Annotated in this window: 16 protein-coding genes; 8 read left to right on the plus strand and 8 right to left on the minus strand. The window is 40.0% G+C overall.

Going from position 1 to position 18,571, the window contains the following annotated elements; genetic code table 11:
- Positions 1-21 precede the first annotated feature (21 nt).
- The 7 genes from ASE92_RS03385 to ASE92_RS21050 all read left to right on the plus strand — a co-directional run bounded on the left by ASE92_RS03385 (position 22) and on the right by ASE92_RS21050 (position 10,015).
- Entirely contained in the window at positions 22-1,539 is a 1,518-nt protein-coding gene (locus ASE92_RS03385; RefSeq protein WP_082454893.1) for a glycoside hydrolase, read from the plus strand.
- An 81-nt stretch (positions 1,540-1,620) separates the two neighbouring features.
- On the plus strand, positions 1,621-3,462 hold the full coding sequence (locus tag ASE92_RS03390) for a beta-galactosidase family protein (protein ID WP_056848666.1): 1,842 nt from the start codon (positions 1,621-1,623) through the stop codon (positions 3,460-3,462).
- Between the two features lie 30 nt (positions 3,463-3,492).
- Positions 3,493-4,509 (plus strand): cellulase family glycosylhydrolase, encoded by a 1,017-nt coding sequence (locus ASE92_RS03395; protein ID WP_157255615.1) that lies wholly within the window; start codon positions 3,493-3,495, stop codon positions 4,507-4,509.
- Positions 4,510-5,252: 743 nt separating this feature from the next.
- The gene (locus tag ASE92_RS03400; protein WP_056848667.1) at positions 5,253-7,187 is read left to right on the plus strand and encodes a family 43 glycosylhydrolase; all 1,935 of its coding nucleotides are present in this window, start codon (positions 5,253-5,255) and stop codon (positions 7,185-7,187) included.
- A 266-nt stretch (positions 7,188-7,453) separates the two neighbouring features.
- A complete protein-coding gene (locus ASE92_RS03405) occupies positions 7,454-9,469 on the plus strand; it encodes a PHP domain-containing protein (RefSeq protein WP_056848668.1) in 2,016 nt (671 codons plus the stop codon).
- A complete protein-coding gene (locus ASE92_RS03410) occupies positions 9,450-9,758 on the plus strand; it encodes a hypothetical protein (protein ID WP_056849265.1) in 309 nt (102 codons plus the stop codon). Before ASE92_RS03405 ends, ASE92_RS03410 begins: the two co-directional genes overlap by 20 nt.
- Positions 9,759-9,805: 47 nt before the next feature.
- Positions 9,806-10,015: a hypothetical protein gene (locus ASE92_RS21050; protein ID WP_157255616.1), complete on the plus strand. Its 210-nt coding sequence runs from the start codon at positions 9,806-9,808 to the stop codon at positions 10,013-10,015.
- Between the two features lie 221 nt (positions 10,016-10,236).
- Here the strand turns inward: ASE92_RS21050 and ASE92_RS03420 are convergent, their stop codons facing one another.
- Positions 10,237-10,809, minus strand: coding sequence for a hypothetical protein (locus ASE92_RS03420; RefSeq protein ID WP_056848670.1), 573 nt, complete (start codon positions 10,807-10,809; stop codon positions 10,237-10,239).
- A gap of 1,881 nt (positions 10,810-12,690) precedes the next feature.
- On the opposite strand from ASE92_RS03420, the gene ASE92_RS21055 reads away from it, so the two are divergent.
- Positions 12,691-12,891: a hypothetical protein gene (locus ASE92_RS21055; protein WP_157255617.1), complete on the plus strand. Its 201-nt coding sequence runs from the start codon at positions 12,691-12,693 to the stop codon at positions 12,889-12,891.
- An 84-nt stretch (positions 12,892-12,975) separates the two neighbouring features.
- Here the strand turns inward: ASE92_RS21055 and ASE92_RS03430 are convergent, their stop codons facing one another.
- From ASE92_RS03430 to ASE92_RS03460, 7 genes are read right to left on the minus strand one after another with little or no spacing between them, the layout of a single operon-like run.
- Positions 12,976-13,725, minus strand: a complete 750-nt coding sequence (locus ASE92_RS03430) for a phosphatase PAP2 family protein (protein WP_056848672.1) — start codon at positions 13,723-13,725, stop codon at positions 12,976-12,978.
- A 53-nt stretch (positions 13,726-13,778) separates the two neighbouring features.
- Positions 13,779-15,032 carry a cell wall metabolism sensor histidine kinase WalK gene (locus ASE92_RS03435; protein WP_235527272.1) on the minus strand — a complete coding sequence of 418 codons (1,254 nt, stop codon included), beginning with the start codon at positions 15,030-15,032 and terminating at the stop codon, positions 13,779-13,781.
- Positions 15,029-15,703, minus strand: a complete 675-nt coding sequence (locus ASE92_RS03440) for a response regulator transcription factor (RefSeq protein WP_056848673.1) — start codon at positions 15,701-15,703, stop codon at positions 15,029-15,031. The genes ASE92_RS03435 and ASE92_RS03440 overlap by 4 nt, the downstream gene beginning before the upstream one ends.
- Before the next feature lie 36 nt (positions 15,704-15,739).
- A complete protein-coding gene (locus ASE92_RS03445; protein ID WP_056848674.1) occupies positions 15,740-16,930 on the minus strand; it encodes a DUF3570 domain-containing protein in 1,191 nt (396 codons plus the stop codon).
- Positions 16,931-16,942: 12 nt separating this feature from the next.
- Positions 16,943-17,176 carry a DUF4266 domain-containing protein gene (locus tag ASE92_RS03450; RefSeq protein WP_056848675.1) on the minus strand — a complete coding sequence of 78 codons (234 nt, stop codon included), beginning with the start codon at positions 17,174-17,176 and terminating at the stop codon, positions 16,943-16,945.
- Positions 17,173-18,123: an FAD:protein FMN transferase gene (locus tag ASE92_RS03455; RefSeq protein ID WP_056848676.1), complete on the minus strand. Its 951-nt coding sequence runs from the start codon at positions 18,121-18,123 to the stop codon at positions 17,173-17,175. Before ASE92_RS03455 ends, ASE92_RS03450 begins: the two co-directional genes overlap by 4 nt.
- Positions 18,110-18,547 (minus strand): thioredoxin family protein, encoded by a 438-nt coding sequence (locus ASE92_RS03460; RefSeq protein ID WP_056848677.1) that lies wholly within the window; start codon positions 18,545-18,547, stop codon positions 18,110-18,112. Before ASE92_RS03460 ends, ASE92_RS03455 begins: the two co-directional genes overlap by 14 nt.
- Positions 18,548-18,571 lie beyond the last annotated feature (24 nt).

Below are 18,571 nucleotides of genomic sequence, written 5' to 3' on the forward strand. Positions count from 1 at the left end.
GATCTTCGTTAACTATTTATTATGCGATTATTCCATCAGTCGGGAAACTTAAGCCTCCTTACTTTTTTCCTGCTCTGCATGCCTTTCATTGGATTGGGGCAAAACAGGGTAATAAAAGCGGGTATCGATTATTCCCTGCCAGCACAAGAGATTGAGGGTTTTGGAGCTTCTGATGCGTGGACCTGCCGTTTTATAGGATTATGGCCTGATGAGCAGAAGAACAAAGTCGCAGATTTACTCTTCAGCAGAAAGCTGGACGATAAGGGTAACCCAGTGGGAATTGGCCTGAACTTCTGGCGTTTTGCAATAGGCGGTGGAAGTGCAGAACAAGGTAATGTCAGCGGGATCCGAGATGAGTGGAGGAGACAGGCTTCTTTCTTGAAGACCAATGGTGATTATGATGAGAATGCCATGCCGGGGCAAATCTGGTTTATGAAAGCAGCTAAATCAAGAGGTGCAGAGAAATTTCTTGGTTTTGTAAATAGTCCACATGTGAACTTTACGCTCAATAATAAGGCTTTCTCCAGTGACGGAAAAACGAACCTCAACCCTGAAAAGCTTGATGCTTTCTCGAATGATTTGCTGAAAAACGTTGAAATTATCAAAGCAAAAACAGGAATTGAATTGGATTATCTCAGCCCGGTAAATGAGCCTCAATGGAAATGGAATGAAGGGAATCAGGAGGGTTGTCCCTACACCAACTTGGAAATCAGTCAGGTAATTAAAAGTCTGAGCAAAACACTAAGTAAGACAAGACTTAAAACAAGAATCCAGCTTGCAGAGGCAGGGCAATTAAACTACCTGACCAATCATCCCGATAGTACAAAAAGTAACCAGATTGAATATTTTTTCAATCCGAGGTCAGTTGGCTTTGTTGGCTCGCTGCCCAATATCGACAGGAGCATATCCGGACATAGCTATTTTACCACCAGTCCTGAAGAAAAATCAATTGAAATCAGAAGAGCTGTTGGAAAACAAGTGGCCAAGCATTCAGACCTAAGGTTCTGGATGTCGGAATACTGCGTGCTGGGAGATAGTTTACTTAAAGGTGAGGGACGTGATTTAGGTATGACCACAGCACTTTTTATCGCCAAGCTCATCCACCATGACCTGACTTATGCCAATGCAACCTCATGGCAGTGGTGGCTGGCCGTATCAATCGGCGATTATAAGGACGGCCTGGTCTATGTCGATAAAAGTAAGCTCGGCGGCAAGGTATATGACAGTAAACTGCTGTGGGGCCTTGGGAACTACAGCCGTTTTATCTCACCTGGAAGCACCAGGCAATTGGTCACCATGGCCAATGAGAAAAATTTTTATTTATCAGCTTATCTAAAAGATCAAGAAGTTGTTGCAGTTGCGGTTAATGATAGTGATCAGGTTGTTGAGCTACAGCTCACCGGAATAGATCAAAATCGAAATGCACAACTTTACACCACCTCCTCCAATGCTGATCTTGAGCGATCTGCATCGGCTGCACGCAATATCACACTTCCAGCCAAATCAATTACCACGATTATAGCCAGAAGGGAAAAATAGTGCGACTCCCCTGAGGGCCAAATATGTAAAATAAAGATCCTGAAGATGGTGTAGGTTTCTTCAAAAATAAAAAACAGACAGATGAAAAAAACTATAATAAATTTCTTGAACGCTGTAGTTTTTCTTGCAGCACTTTTAGGCTGCGGAAAGTCAAGTGACCAGCATAGCTTTACACTTGGAGATAGCACCTTTATGCTGGACAACAAGCCTTATCAGATTATTTCCGGGGAAATACATTACCCGAGGGTGCCCAGGGAAGCCTGGAGGGCAAGGATGAAAATGGCAAAGGCTATGGGCCTAAATACGATTGGTACCTATGTTTTCTGGAACCTGCATGAACCTGAAAAGGGGAAGTTTGACTTTTCGGGGAATAACGATATCGCTGCATTTGTAAAGATTGCCAAAGAGGAAGGCCTATGGGTTATCCTTCGACCAAGTCCGTATGTGTGCGCCGAATGGGAATTTGGCGGCTATCCTTACTGGCTCCAGAACGAGAAAGGACTGGAGGTAAGGAGCAGGGAAAAGCAATACCTTTCCGAGTATAAAAAATATATTGACGAGATTGGGAAACAGTTGGCACCGCTTCAGATTAATCATGGGGGGAACATCCTTATGGTTCAGGTAGAAAATGAATATGGCTCTTACGGAGCGGATAAGGTTTACCTGGAGATGAACCGAAAAATGTTTCTTGAGGCTGGTTTTGATGGATTGCTGTACACATGCGATCCGGAAAAGGATATTGTAAAGGGACACTTGAAAGGATTGATGCCTGCGATAAACGGGCAGGATAATCCCCTGAAGGTAAAACAAGCGGTTCGAAGTCTGAACCAGGGAAAAGGTCCATTTTTTATCGCCGAGTGGTATCCTGCATGGTTTGACTGGTGGGGCACGCCTCACCATAAAGTGCCGGCTGATCAATACACCGGCAAACTCGACACTGTACTTAAAGAGGGGATCTCGATCAATATGTATATGTTTCATGGAGGCAGTACAAGAGGCTTTATGAATGGTGCAAACTTTAGGGATTCCATTCCCTTTGAGCCACAGATCAGCAGTTACGATTACGACGCACCATTGGATGAGGCCGGAAATGCAACGGAAAAATTCATGAAGTTCAGGGAAGTCATCGCTAAGCACCTCCCAAAAGATTACAGCTTACCGCAGGTGCCTGAGGCAAAACCATCCATGGCTTTAACTTCAATAAAGTTTGATAAAGAGATCGGGATTTTCGATTACATGGGTGCTGGAAAAGTAAACGAGGATCCACTGACTTTTGAGGATATGAACCAGGCTTACGGCTATATGGTTTACAAGACAAAAATTGCGGGTGGAAAAAAAGCTGAACTGAAAATTGATGGGTTGCGTGATTATGGAATTGTATTTATTGATGGAGAGCGAAAGGGCACAATGGACAGAAGATTAGGGCAGGAGCAAACTATCCTCGATGTTCCACAAGGATCACATACGCTTGAGATTTTTGTCGAAAATATGGGGCGAATTAATTTTGGGCCAAACCTGCTCAAGAATAAAAAGGGCATCATCGGCGATGTTACTTTTGGAGGTAAGATACTAAAGGGGTGGACGATGTACGGTTTACCTCTGGATAAAGTAGACGTCTCGAAAATTAGTGCCGTAAAATCCCAAAAGAAAACACCTGTTCTGAAATTGGGTTCGTTTGATGTGGTTAATCCCTCAGATACTTATTTGGATTTCAGGCGTTGGGGCAAAGGTGTAGTTTGGGTAAACGGGCACAACTTGGGTAAGTACTGGAGCATAGGGCCACAACAGACCATTTATCTCCCTGCCGAATGGCTGAAAAAAGGGAAAAATGAAATCATCATTCTGGAACTTAATAAGCCAGAGGCAAATGTACTAACCGGTTTGGAACAACCTATTCTTGATCAGGTAAATAACGATAAATAATTTTTTTCCATAATAAATAAATCTTACATCGTGAGCATTAAAAAGTATTCGTTAGCTATCGCATTGATGGTGAGCTTGTGGAGTTGTAGTAAAAAAACAGATGGAATTGCAGAACCGGTGATTGGGCCATCCAACTTAGTTCATCCCCTGATTGCAGGGATCAACTGGGCAGATGCTCGGGATAACTTTGTAGATGGCTGGGTCATTCCATCAGGGCTTGATGCGGGAGATAATTATGCCATAGTGGCCCAAAAATCCGCAAGAATTTATGATGGCATCATCACGAATTTACCCGGCATCAATGCCATCCGATTGCCTGTTAATCCGCCATCGGTAACAGAGCGCTGGTGGGAGGCCTATCAGGCCACGATTGATCTGGCATTGGCGAAGAAATTAAAGGTTATTTTATGTTGCTGGGAAAGTTCGAAAAACAAGGACGGTATGATTGATGATATGGATGCTTTTTGGAAAATGTGGACGGTGATTTTAAATAAATATGGTCAACAAAGTGAGGTATACATTGAGGTGATAAACGAACCCTATGGCTATTCACTTTCACAACTCGGATCAGTTTATGAGCAATTCCTTTCTAAATTTTCGAATCTGGCACCGAACAGGATATTGTTGTCGGGTACCGGTTATTCCGAAGATGTAAACGGTATTGGCGCAGATATTAGATTTAAGGATTGTTTTTTGGCCCTGCACAACTATGCATTTTGGAATACCAGAACGCAGAGCGATTGGGAAAATAACTGGCGTTCCAGATACGGTGCATATGTATCAAGAACCATCATTACCGAATTCGGGGCAGGGATGACAACTGGAAAAAATTATACCGGACCTGCGGGGAATGACAACGAGATTGCCTATGTCATCGGCTCTACAAATGTATTTAGGAGCGGGAACCTTTCCAGTGTTTATTGGCCAGGGATCAGAGATGGGGATACCTATGCGTTATTAAACAAGACGGGTAATGGTGATGATATCAAATTATCCGTCACGAATTCATCGGGAGTAAGCAGGCTGCGCTTTGGCTGGGGATATTAATTGCTTCAGGATTGCAAAACAGAATAAATAAGTAATCTGTCTCCAACACCAAATTGGTTAGGAGTGCATTTTTTAAATCTGTCAACGATTGTACACAAATGGCGAAGGGATTTGGTTTTAGGCTATTTTAGTGATCCATTTATCCTGCCAGAGATTGCAAATGAAATAGTTACTGGACTTTTCTTTGGAATTAAAAGAGCTGTCCCTTTTATAGGTATCCCATAAACTTTAAAAACGAATTACCTTTAAAAGGATTCCTCTTATGCATAAGCACTCTGGATTGCAAAATCCTTAATAACGCGTCAAGAATTATCCTTCCTTCATTTGATAGTCGTTCTCCAAGAACGGCTATTACCTGAGGTCAAAACTATCATTGATTTTCTCTCCAACAATCCTGAAAGAGTTTTTGGACTGAAGCACAAATGCATCATAATCTGACTAGGAAATCCTGAAAAGCATAATCTCTTTTATGAGGGTCCAGCGATGTCAATGCACCCCACTTACGGGGATAAAAAGGCTTTGCTGATCAAATGAGCGTTTAAATCGATAAAGAGAAATAAATTTTATAATCCTTGTTGCGACGTTTGTTATTTACATTTGAATCTACCAAATATCCTCAACGTGATTAATGCGATAAAAATGAAATTTGAGGTTCGGACTGAACAACTTTTAGTTTTTGAACAATACAATTAATCAACAGATTTAAATAAAATATTCGTCATAACACCATTAATCAATTAATTATGAGTAAGTATTTTTTCTTCTTCGCATTTATGTTGTTTGTTCTAAATTCATACACCAGTGTCGGCCAGCAAAAAAGACTGCCGGATTTTGATGGTTATCTTTTTGCATATTTTGAAGGATCCGGGGAAAAAAATATTCAGGAGCAGCTACGTTTTGCAGTAAGTTCAGATGCAGTTAACTGGTTCGCCCTGAATGGCAACAAACCAATTATCGCTTCCGAAAAAATATCAGCTACCGGCGGTATTCGCGATCCGCATATCCTGCGTGGAGAAGAGCCAAATGGATATTATATCACGGCAACAGACATGAACACTTTTAAAGATGGATGGGGAAGTAATCCGGGAATAGTTATGCTACATTCCAAAGATTTGATCAACTGGAAACATAGCGTAGTCGAGCTGGCCAAAAGCTATCCAGCGAAGTTCGGTGATGTTCAATGGGTTTGGGCCCCTCAAACCATCTACGACCCCCAGGTTAAAAAATACCTGGTCTATTTTACTGTTCGGTTTAACAATGATAAAATGTTAGATTTTTATGGCGCCTACGCCAACAAGGATTTTTCCGGTTTCGAAGAGGAACCAAAATTAATGTTTAGCTCAAAATACGGTGCTATAGATGGCGATATTGTCTATAAAGATGGTACCTATAACTTATTCTTTAAAGGCAATACCAAAGACAGTTCGGGAAAGGAGATCAGCAATGGAATACAGAAAGCGACCAGCAAGTCACTTTGGGGGCCTTGGAAAGAAGATTTTAAATACCTGGATGCCTATTCTGAACAAAAGATTGTCGTTGAGGGATCTAGTGTATTCAAACTGAATGATTCTAAAGAATATGTTCTTATGTATGACCTGTATGCCGATCTTCGTTACGAATTTCAGCGAAGCACCGATCTTATTCATTTTAGCTCAAAGCCCGAAAAATTTAATAAAAACTTCAATCCCCGGCATGGCAGTGTGATTAGTATTACACGCAACGAAGCACGTTCCTTACAGTCGGTTTGGGGAGGAGTTCCTGAAACTCTGTTGCGCCCGGTTAAACCCGGCGATCGCTATAATTTTACCTCTTCAGGCAATCCCGTTATCAAACATGAATTCACGGCCGATCCCTCTGCTTTAGTTATGGGTGATACGCTGTGGCTTTTTGCGGGACATGATTATGCCGGTGGGCAAACGGGATACAAAATGAAAGATTGGCTGGTGTATTCCTCCACAGATTTAAAGAACTGGACTGAATATCCCGTGCCCTTGGAAATCACAGATTTTAGCTGGGCAAAAAGCGGCGATGCTTACGCTGGTCAGGTGATAGAGAAAGCTGGCAAATATTATTGGTACATCAGTACGAACTGGTCGGGTATAGGCGTTGCAGTTGCTGACAGGCCTGAAGGTCCATATAAGGACGCTTTGGGAAAACCATTGTTGGTGAATAAAGATTGTTTTTCATCCAATCATGCATGGGCCTGCATCGATCCCACAGTTATTACGGACAAAGATGGTCATTCCTGGATTTTTTGGGGAAATAGCGAATGCTATTATGCTAAACTGAAAGAAAATATGATTGAAATAGATGGTGAGGTGAAGCAACTAAACACGAAGGGCTTTGAATATACGGAAGCTCCCTGGATTCATGTAAATAATGGCAAATATTATTTGTCTTACGCAAAGGGTTTTCCCGAGAAAATAGCATATGCGACAAGCGATTCGATCGATGGGCAATATAGCTACAAAGGGATTATCAATGAAATAGCGGGAAACAGTAATACCAACCATCAGTCTATAGTTAAATTTAAGGATCAATGGTATTTTATCTATCATAACGGAGCGATTCAAACCAATGGCGGAAGCTTTAGCCGCTCTATTTGCATCGATCGGTTAAGATATAATCCTGACGGAACGATTAAAAGAATTTCGATGACTTCTGAAGGAGCCAATTGATGCATTTTATTAAATTAAGATCTGGATACATTTTTCCTCATCATAGATTCGTTAGGCTAGGATACAGCGGCTATGAATATTGCGACAGTTTTGTTTTCTGATCTCAAATATCGTTTGATGTACTTATGCGTTATTTTTTAAATAGATTCTTAATATAAAATATAAATGTTCTCTGTTTGTTCTGATCAGAGGACTTAGAAAACCACGTTAACGTAATTTTGTTATGGTGAATTTTGTATATTAGTCTGAATTTAACGTTCACTACATTGAAAAAAATTGACCTCCACATCCACACAATTCCTAGCACAATTAGCGACAGTCATTTCGATTTTTGCCTCGAAACTCTGAAAGAATACGTTACAAAACTTGAACTGGATTGCATCGCCGTTACCAACCATAATTTATTTGATGCGGAACAGTTCACACAAATTTGCGAAAATCTAGATATTAAAGTGTTGCCAGGAATAGAGATAGATTTGGAGAAAGGTCATTTACTTTTAATTTCAGAGAATACTGAACTCGGAGACTTTACTGCAAAATGTCAGCAGGTTCAGGCTCTCATCAAAACACGGGAAGATAGTATTACTGTTGAAAACTTACAGGCTATCTTCGGCGATCTAAACAGGTATCTGCTGATACCACATTACGAGAAGAAACCAAATATTTCAGAGGAGACAATCGCAAAGCTAAACCCACATATCCACGCTGGAGAAGTGACTAGTCCTAGAAAATTCAAAGCCTGCTCCAAGGATAACACGAAGTTGGTTCCGGTTATTTTTAGTGACGTAAGAATTTATAATGGGATCAAAGGATTTCCTACAAGGCAGAGTTTTATTGATATTGGTGAAATAACACTTAAAAGTATCAAAGCATGTTTGACTGATAGAACAAAAGTTTGCCTTTCGGGAAGTGAGGGCAACGACTATTTTCAGGTTACAGATGATGGTTTGTTCCTTTCTACCGGTTTGAACGTGATGTTGGGAGAACGTTCAACTGGGAAAACCCATACTCTTGAACGGATCATGGGTTCTTTCGAAAATGTTAAATACCTAAAACAGTTTGCCCTGCTACAGGACAGCGAAGAGAAATTTGAAGCACTGTTATCTACCAGGCACAGTTCCGTTAACGAACAGTTTTTGAAGGAACTGAAAGATATGATTGCCGACATGACGAAGGTCGATCTAGTAGCGAACAAAAAAGAAGCTGAAAAATACCTCGAAAGTTTGATTAAATTTGCTTCTGAAAGTGATAAGCTTGATAGTTATTCAAAAGCATCCCTATTCAGTGAAACCCTATTTTTAGAAGCTGATCTGAAAGGGCTGGACAGTTTGATCGATGCCGCCTGCCTTTTAATTGATAACACCGAATACAGCGAATTGATTAATCAGCACATTTCTGTTGATTCATTAAAGCAACTTGCGGTAGCGTTGATTAGAGAGCATATTGGAACCCATAAACAGAACCTTGAAAAGCGCTGGTTGAATGACCTGATCGGTAAGATCAAGGACGATCTGAAACTAAAAACGGCTAATACCCCACCTTTGGATATTGATTTTTATCGGGTTCTGCTGGAAAATGAAAAAGTCAAGAAGTTCAATGAAATCATCAAGGAAATCCAGCAAGAAAGAGAGATAGACAGCAAAAATATACGGGGATTCAAGGTGGTTGCCAGAACCAAAAAATATACTGGCGCAAATCAGTTAAAGCTCAAGTCCCGGAAACAGATATCATTCATGGAGGCATTCAAAAAATACGAAACTCCTTACTCTTTTTTGAATTCCATAAAGGAAATTGGATTGGAGGAAACTGATTTTCACAAATATTTTGTCGACATCGAATACAAAACCCTTAACAAACACGGATTCCCAGTTTCAGGAGGTGAACGTTCAGAATTCAATCTTTTGCATGAAATCGGAGATGCACTACAATTTGATTTACTGTTGATTGATGAACCAGAATCCTCATTTGATAATTTATTCCTTAAAAATGATGTTAATGAGCTTCTAAAGCAGATTTCCAAGGAGATACCCGTTGTGATTGTTACGCATAACAGTACAGTTGGGGCATCTATAAAGCCCGACTGTATCGTATACACTAAAAAATCTATTGTGGGAAATGAAGTTAAGTATCAATTGTTCTACGGTTATCCTGGCGATAAACAATTAAAAAGTCTTGACGGTGCATTAACCGACAATTATGACATCATGCTTAGCTGTTTAGAAGCTGGCCAGCAAGCTTATGATGATAGAAAAAATACGATTTATGATATACTTAAAAATTGACGACAACAAAGGGTTTTTCCTTAGAGATGGAGGGGAACAGGAAGCTACCTGGCATGCGATCGATTTAATAACCAAAGAAGATCTCTACTTTTTGTTAAAAAAGGCAGTATTGGATGATTTTGAGATGGCTGCTTATAATGAGCAAATACTATCCAACAAAGCGCATCAGATCATTTACAAAAATTTATATGAAAAATTCACTGACCTTGAAGCCAATAGAACGCGGTTTAAGGATGAGAGTGATAATTTATATAAAGCGGCGCTTGAGAAATATAAGCCAGCGGAATGAACATGGTAAAAATCTGATCAGTTCAAAACTCAAGCAGACTATCTCTCATGAAAAAACACGAATTAGAAAATGCCTACAACGACCTTCATAAACTTAGCGAAGAATATTGGCGAACCAATACGTTGAACAAATTTTTCATTCAGATCAATACCAGGAAACCCATAAGTGCTGTTCCAAGTTATGATTTTCATAATTTCACCTTTAGCGGCTTGGATCAACTCGTACTCCAGAGAGAAAACTTTCCGGCCCATTGCTAGTGCTAGCTTCTAGCTCGTATTTTTTAAGCTATGGTAAAAAACACCTCCGATAGCTTAAGCGTTTGGCATGTATGGTGAATTATTTGGGTATACTATAACTAAGCAAAAATGATTGCCACTCCCGATGAAAATCGGGTTCGCAATGACGCGGATGGAGGAGGTTGCAGCAATCAATAGGTAAGACTTAAGCCCATCCCCAATCATCAGGGATGGGCTTTAAGTTAAACAATAACCAGTGTTTCCAGGGTGGTATTGCCAGGGGTGTCTTTAGCTTCGGCAATAATTTTAGTGCCTGCCAAATTGCTATTTAGAGCAGTGGCTACGTAAAACCAATCTACACTGTTGGCACTTTGGGTAGCTAAACCGCTTTCTATTAAAAGGTTTGCGGCATCGTAAATGCTTACTTTTACTTGGGTAAGTCCAAAGTTGTCTATAGCCCTTACCCTAATTTGCTCACCGATTAAACCTTGGTAGTTGTCGGCATCAATTAAGCTGATTTCTGGAGATTTACAATAATCTGCCAAGGCTAAATTGTAGGCCGATGTGCCGGGTTTAGTTAATAGCTGATAGACGGCTAACAAAGCGGGGTTGTTAATTACACCTCTGGCGTAAACGACTGCCTCTCTAAATTTAAGCTTTGCCTCAAGCTGTTTTGCGGAGTATACGGGGTTCTCCGTCTTTTTTGGTCTTTTGGCAATTACCGTTTGGTTGCTTCCAAAATTTTTAAATACCAATAGGTTGCCCACTTTACCGCGGGCACCATACATTACTTCGTTGTTTTCTGACTTTGCCATTTTCTTTCTGTTTTTTAAATGTGATTAATTAAAATTTGCAATCTTGTTTTACTGCGTAGTGTAAAGATGGAGTAGAAAAAAGTAGGGCTCGCCGCGTTTGGCGGGTTCCGTTGCATTTGTACCTATTATGCACTATTTGTCTGTATTTGTCGCAATTGGCGGTTTGGGCTGTTGGTTTGCCGTCGGTCTACCGTCGGTGCTACGTTGGTAATACGTTAGTAGGGTAGGGTGGCAGATAATGGGTTGCTTTAAATCAAGGTTCGCACCTTTAAAATGAAGTCAACAGATACCAATTCGGTGTGAGTTGGATGTACAACACTATACTAAAAAAGATTGCCACAGCCGATGAAGGATCGGGTTCGCAATGACGCGGAAGGTGTGGGGCAGTGGTAGGTCGCTTAGGGTTGTGGGTAACGGGCAATAGCTAMGCACTGCCATTGCGAAGCACGCTATCCGGCCTCAGTGAATTAGCGTAAAAAAATCAATTGGAAGGATTGTCAGAAATAAAAGCTGTTTGAGCGAAGCGAGCCTCAGTGAATTAGCGTAAAAAAATCAATTGGAAGGATTGTCAGAAATAAAAGCTGTTTGAGCGAAGCGAGTTCTTYTATTTCCAATCCGAAGATTTGATTTTTAGCGAATTCAKTGCAGCCTTGATCTTYGGTTACCTTTCCATCAAGGGAAAGGTAAAAGCCATACGCTGGCTAAGCGTGGCAAGGTTTGAGCGTCTGGAATTTATGGCAAGAAATCCATCGCCTACCGTACCTTTCCATCAAGGGAAAGGTAAAAGCCATACGCTGGCTAAGCGTGGCAAGGTTTGAGCGTYTGGAATTTATGGCAAGAAATCCATCGCCTACCGATAAAAATCGGTACAGGTCGGGATGACAAGTTGTGCCTGAGATTGCCACASCCGATGAAGGATCGGGTTCGCAATGACGCGGAAGGTGTGGGGCAGTGGCAGATCATTTAGGGTTGTGGGTAACGGGCAATAGCTACGCACTGCCATTGCGAAGCACGCTATCCAAGGTTTGAGCGTCTGGAATTTATGGCAAGAAATCCATCGCCTACCGATAAAAATCGGTACAGGTCGGGATGACAAGTTGTGCCTGAGATTGCCACASCCGATGAASGATCGGGTTCGCAATGACGCGGAAGGTGTAGGGCAGTGGYAGATGAGTTAGGGTTGTGGGTAACGGGCAATAGCTACGCAMTGCCATTGCGAAGCACGCTATCCGGCCTCAGTGAATTAGCGTAAAAAAATCAATTGGAAGGATTGTCAGAAATAAAAGCTGTTTGAGSGAAGCGAGTTCTTYTATTTCCAATCCGAAGATTTGATTTTTAGCGAATTCAKTGCAGCCTTGATCTTTGGTTACCTTTCCATCAAGGGAAAGGTAAAAGCCATACGCTGGCTAAGCGTGGCAAGGTTTGAGCGTYTGGAATTTATGGCAAGAAATCCATCGCCTACCGATGTAAAATCGGTACAGGTCGGGATGACAAGTTGTGCCTGAGATTGCCACAGCCGATGAAGGATCGGGTTCGCAATAACGCGGAAGGTGTGGGGCAGTATGAGTGGAGTTAGTGTTGTAGCTAACGATTAATTCAATGACGCCGTACAATTTAATGTTATTTTAGGCAGAAAACTTACCTTTTCCGCCAATTTTTGATAAATAACCCGCAATATGACTTATCATATTTGCAACACTTTTGGTTTTTTGTTGCAAAAATTGAATGGGTGCTTGCATAGGCTATTGCAAATTTTGCATACGCTGTTTTACTTGGTCTTGTCAATTTTCTAAAAGTTACAGGATGCTTTGTAACTATTAACAGATGAGCTAAATTTGGTAGATGAAGATGACCTGTTTTACCCCATAAAGAAAATGAGTGATGAGTGCGCCAATACATCGTTTATGTTTTTATACTGCCGATCTTAAGCTGATGACTGGCAAGAGCGAGCGTACTTGTCAGCGCATTTTACAAGTGATTAGAGATTGTAATGGTTTGCAGAAACATCAACCCATTACGGTTTTTCATGTCTGCGATTATTTAGGGATTTCGTTGGAGAAGTTGTTGCCCTTTGTTAGATAGGTAAGGAGAACGTTTTGCATAACTTATGCAAACCAAATCCTTGCCACTATAATTTCAGTAGTGCGTGTCACGCTGACATTACCGCTAAAATTTGTAGGCAAATCTATAGGCTACTTGGTTTTGCTGGTACAATGGTGCAAAACTTAAATTCCGCATATGAGGGCCAATAAACTTCTTAAGGTGTGGATAAACGACATAGGTTAATTTGGTAGATAAAATTCCAAAGCCAGCACCAGCAACCACATCACTTAACCAATGTTTATTGTTATACATTCTTAACATACCTGTGGCTGTAGCAACGGCGTAAGCGGCATAGCCAAGCCATGGCGATTGATCTTTAAATTCCTGACGTAACATTTCTGCGGCAGCAAACACGGTTGCGGTATGCCCAGAAGGAAAAGAGTTATCGCTCGAACCATCAGGTCTTAAACGGTGGGTTTTACTTTTTAAAGTGGTTATTGTTGCTGTGGTAATTGCCGTAGTAATTAATACCATTGCGGTTTGATCTAGCGCATTATTTTTTGCTTTAATACCTGCAATATCTAAAGCGTACATGGCCAATAGGGGAGAAAAAATGGCATAATCGTCTACATGTGCTGCAAATTTTGGATGATCTTCGCTTAATTCTGCTTTTGTACTTAAATCTAAATCTCTTATGGCATTACTGCCCAATGAAACTAAACCATAACCAACAAATACAGTTGGTATGATATAAGCATTAAGCTTTTTGTGATTATAATGATTGTAGTATACTTCAACTTTGCCCAGACTATCAATGTTCTGCGCTTTTAAATTTAAACTGAATACGCTAAGTATGAGAACTAAATATTTCATTCCTTTTGATTTAGAACAAAGCTAGTTCTCAATTTTGAAGAGATTCTGTAGTATCAGAATATTAAGCAAAAGGAATGTAAATTGTGCTCATGACTATAAACAATTTTAAACTGATGTAGTTCAGCTGTTTGTTTAACTATGGCTAAACCCAATCCCATTCCTTCAGAAGAAGGCGACTTATAAAAACGCTCAAAAGCTACTGATGGATCTAAAGCATCAGCTTCGCTGGTGTTACTGATAGCTAGCTTTTTAGCGTTAAGTTCAATATTTATCGATCCATCTATTTTATTATGCCTAATTGCATTTCCTATCAAATTATCTAACAAAATATCTGCTAAATATCTACTCATTAGCAGTTCTTTGTCCTGTGAATCCAATTTTATAATGATATTTTTTTTCTGGATAAACTCTTGAAAGTAGGCGAGTTTTTCTTCGATTAGCTTTTTTAAGTTAACCTCCTCCTTATCTTTCAATAAGTTATTATCAATTTTTACTAATAATAAAAGCGATTGATTTAGTTTGGTAAGTTTAGAAGTAGCACTGTAAAGGTCAATCAGGTTTTTGCTTTCTTCTTCACTTAAATTGTTCGATTGCAGCATCATATCTAATTTCGAATTGATTACCGCAATGGGCGTCATCATTTCGTGTGATGCATTTTCGGTAAAGAGTTTAATTTCTTTATAGTCAGATTTGACGCGTTGAGAGATATCAACTATGGCATCATTTAATTCTTTGAATTCAACTATCGAAGTGTCAACTTTCTGGTAATTTCCACCATGGTTTAGGTTAAATGATTTCAGGTTTGCCAAAATTTGCCTAAAAGGAAGCCAAATATTTTTTGTCATGTATCTGTTTACCAATAAAATGACGACTAACAGCCCTAAAACAGGTAGGATAATGACCAAAAATATACTCTGTGCCTGATCTGCATGTGCAATTTTAGAGGCGATAATCTTAACATTATAATCCTTACCACCTAATGCCAAGTCCTCTTCCAGAAATCTGCCGCTCTCTTTATGGCCTTTTTTCGGATTAAAAAAGACTGTATCGCCAAAATGTCTTTTAATATGTTGTTTGGAGATCTTGTGGTACTCGATCACCAGATCTTCGAAAACTACATGAGCTGGATAGTTGGTTTTATTGCTAGCATAATCTTTTACTTCCAGAAGCTCTTCAACCAGATAATTATCAATTTGCTTATTGAGGTACTGGCTTAAGGTGTTGTAAAAAAGATAGCCAATAATGAGCAAGCCAATTATACTGGTAGTTAACAAAACCCTGTTGTAAGTAGTAAATAATCTCATCATTCAGCGAATTTATAACCCACTCCGTAAACCGAATGAAAATAGTCTTTACAGCCAGCATCTACTAATTTTTTTCTTAGATTTTTAATGTGGGTATAAATGAAATCAAAACTATCTGCCATATCTGCATGATCGCCCCAAATATGGGTTACTGCTGCAGATTTTGAGATGACTTTAGCTTTGTTGGCTACAAAATAAACCAGCAAATCAAACTCTTTTCTGGTTAAGCTAATGTCCTTACCATTTACTTTAACTTCTTTTGCCTGAACATCAATGGCAAGTTCGTTAAATACTACAACATCACTTCCATTAAAGGTGCGCCTACGGATAACCGCCATGATCCTTGCGCTAAGTTCTGAAAGATGAAATGGCTTAATGAGATAATCATCCGCTCCCAGGCTAAGGCCTTCTATTCGTTGATCTACCGAATTTCTTGCGGTAATAATAATGACGCCATCCTTGCGCTCGATCTTTTTTAAATCGGCCAGCAAGGTTAGCCCATCACCATCTGGCAAGGTAAGATCCAACAAGATACAATCATAACTGTAAAGGGCGGTTTTTTGCGCAGCCTCAGCAAAAGTTTTAGCTTGGTCGCATACGTTACCTTCTGCCATCAGGTATTCGATAATGTTTGTCCGTAACGTATGCTCGTCTTCTATAACCAGTATTTTCATGTATGTTGAAATTGCTACAAGATAGCTAAAGTAGCTTTATTTGTATTTGATGTTCAATGAAATAATATCCGAACTCATGTTAATGTTTTTGGCATAATGCCCATATCTAATTTCGAGCATGCTGAAATGTTGCATACCCAATACGCCTTTTGGTGGGGCGAAGCGAATACCTGCACCATAAAAATCACTGCTGAACTTAGATAAATCATAGTTGCTGTTATAATATTGATCTGCCGCAGTATGTGTTTGGAACGGAGCGAAATATTTGGCTGCCGTTTGAGTATAATATCTATAAAAAGGGCTAATGGAAAAGAAAGAATTGATTTTGATAGGCACCTCTATGTCCGCCGTGTGAGATTTAAGTCCCCAGTTATCGGTATAATAACGGTAATATGTTTTAATGATCAGGTTATTGCCAATAAAGTAGTTTGCCCTAAAACCCAGAGGGATTTTAAGCCTGCTGTCTGGAAGATTTTCCTGGTGCACAGTGTTATCTTTAAAATAAACCCTATGAAAAGGAAGGCTGAGATAGCCATTCTGTTGCACCACATCGGCCAGCAACATCACCTGAAATCTTTCATTAATAATTTGTGAGTATGATAACGAACCTGCAAATGTATTTCTTGCTGCCGATCCATACCGCTCATGGTCCATCGTATTTGTTCTCAGTTCAATTGGCTGAATTAATGTAACCTGATCCAGGTAAGTTTGTAATTTAGCAGTAAACTCCCCACTTTTATCCTTGGTTTTGGTAGAGAAACTCACATTACCACCAAATGATTGGTAATCGAATTCTGTTGATGAAGAAAGACCGAATGCTAAAGTAGTTCCTTTATTTTCATTTTCAATGCTCCAGCTTAACGAAGGGTAAATTCTGGTATCGGCATGTGAGGCAGAAGAGTTTGCCTGAAGATCGATCATATCCGATGATGCGGAAGTATAATGGTCGATCCCCACTTCAAGACCAAAAGTATGTTTTCGTGATTTAGCATCATATTTAACCATTTTTACATCAAATACGTTGGCAATATCAGTGAGTTTTTGTGAGCCGATACCGCCTGTAACAGCAGCATTGTTTCCATCTTGTGTATAATAACTCGAAACCAGATTTACCTCATCTAGTTTAAGTTTTCTGCTCTGAAAACCAGTACTGTCTTTTGGTGTTGTTTGGGCAAAGGAATGTAACAATGCGAAAACAGCCGCTGCAGTTAAAAATATTTTTTTCATGTGTTTATCTTCTTAATTACATCCACAACCACCGCCGCTTTTTCCCGAATTTGCGCCCGAAGCACCTTCCCGGTATCCTTGAAAGCTGAGTTCGGTCTTCTCAATCTTCCTGTTCCCTAGAATCATTTCTGCATCGTTTAATCTGTTCTTTTGATATTCTTTAACTGTTTTGCAAGAAGGTATAACTAGCAATACACCAAGTGCCATTGCTACCGCGAGCATTCCTTTTATCAATTTTGCTTTCATTTAAGGTTGATATTTTTACTGGTATAGATTTTATTATTGTCGTCTACAATGATGCAGCCCAGGTAATTAATTTGGTTGATCATATCCAAACCTGCTGAAATCCCCATTACGGTAACTGGAGTTGCCATGGCATCGGCTATTTCTGCATTTGGACTAATAATGGTTACGCTTTTTATGCCGCTAATGGGAAGGCCGGTTTTGGGATTAATGGTGTGCGAATACTTTTTGCCGCCAATATTTACAAACTTTTCATAATTGCCAGATGTAGCAACTGCCATATCGGTTACGTTCAAATAAGAAAATGGGGTGTTTTTATGATCGGGGTCAACAATGCCAATTGTCCATGGCTCCCCATTAGGCTGTGTGCCCCAAGTGGTGAGGTCGCCGGAAGCATTTACAATTCCAGCGCATACTCCTTCTTTTTTTAACAGAGATTTTGCCATTTCGGCCGCATAACCTTTTCCTATTCCTCCAAAACCTATCCGCATTCCCTTTTCTTTAAGCATTACGGTATTATTTAGAGGATCAAGGATGATGTTTTTATAATTGATCAATCTCACCATTGATCTAGCCGTTTCGATATCGGGAAGACGTGTCATGGTACTATCGAAGTTCCATAACTTCCTGTCAATAGAGCCGTAAGTAAGATCGAATGCACCATCTGTAATTGCTGATATCCGTATAGAACGTTCTATCAACTGATAAACTTCAGGGTCAACTTTTACAGCCGCAATTCCAGCTTGGCTATTAATTTGATTGGTTTGGCTATTCTCATGAAACGTGGTGAATAGATTTTCAATTCTTTTTATCTCATCAATTGCGAGCCTGATTTTTTGCATTGCCCATTTTTCGCTGTTTGCAACAACCGTTAGCTCAAAAGTATTTCCCATCAAGCGCTCGGTAAGTTTGAAAGCTTTAGCGAGCTGTAATTCACTATCTTTTTGCATCGCAGATTTTTTGGAGCTCGTTTGTAAATTCACCTGCAGTTTGATTTGGCAACCCATCATACGCTTTGAGTACTTTTCCATCCTGATCCAGAATTACTGTGTAAGGAAATTTCCCCAGGGGGTTATATTTTTCGGCCAACATTTCGTTCTGCTTTTTAATCGGTTCCGCAGGCTGTTTTTTCTTGTTTCTAGGAAAGTCTGCATTAATCATCACCAGGCTTGCTGTTGCCATTTTTATAAATCCCTGATCAGCGAAAATTTCACTATGCATTCTAATACATGGACCGCACCAATCCGAGCCAGAAAAATTCAGGAGAATAAGCTTGTGCTGTTCCTTTGCGTTTTTCTGAGCGGTTTCAAAGTTCTGTTCCCAAGGTATTGTTGATGAAATCGCAACGAGTGCAATAAATAGTAGATTTTTCATAATTGATTGTTAACGTAAGCTTTC

This window comes from Pedobacter sp. Leaf41 (assembly GCF_001422545.1).
In the GTDB taxonomy this organism is placed as follows: Bacteria; Bacteroidota; Bacteroidia; order Sphingobacteriales; family Sphingobacteriaceae; genus Pedobacter.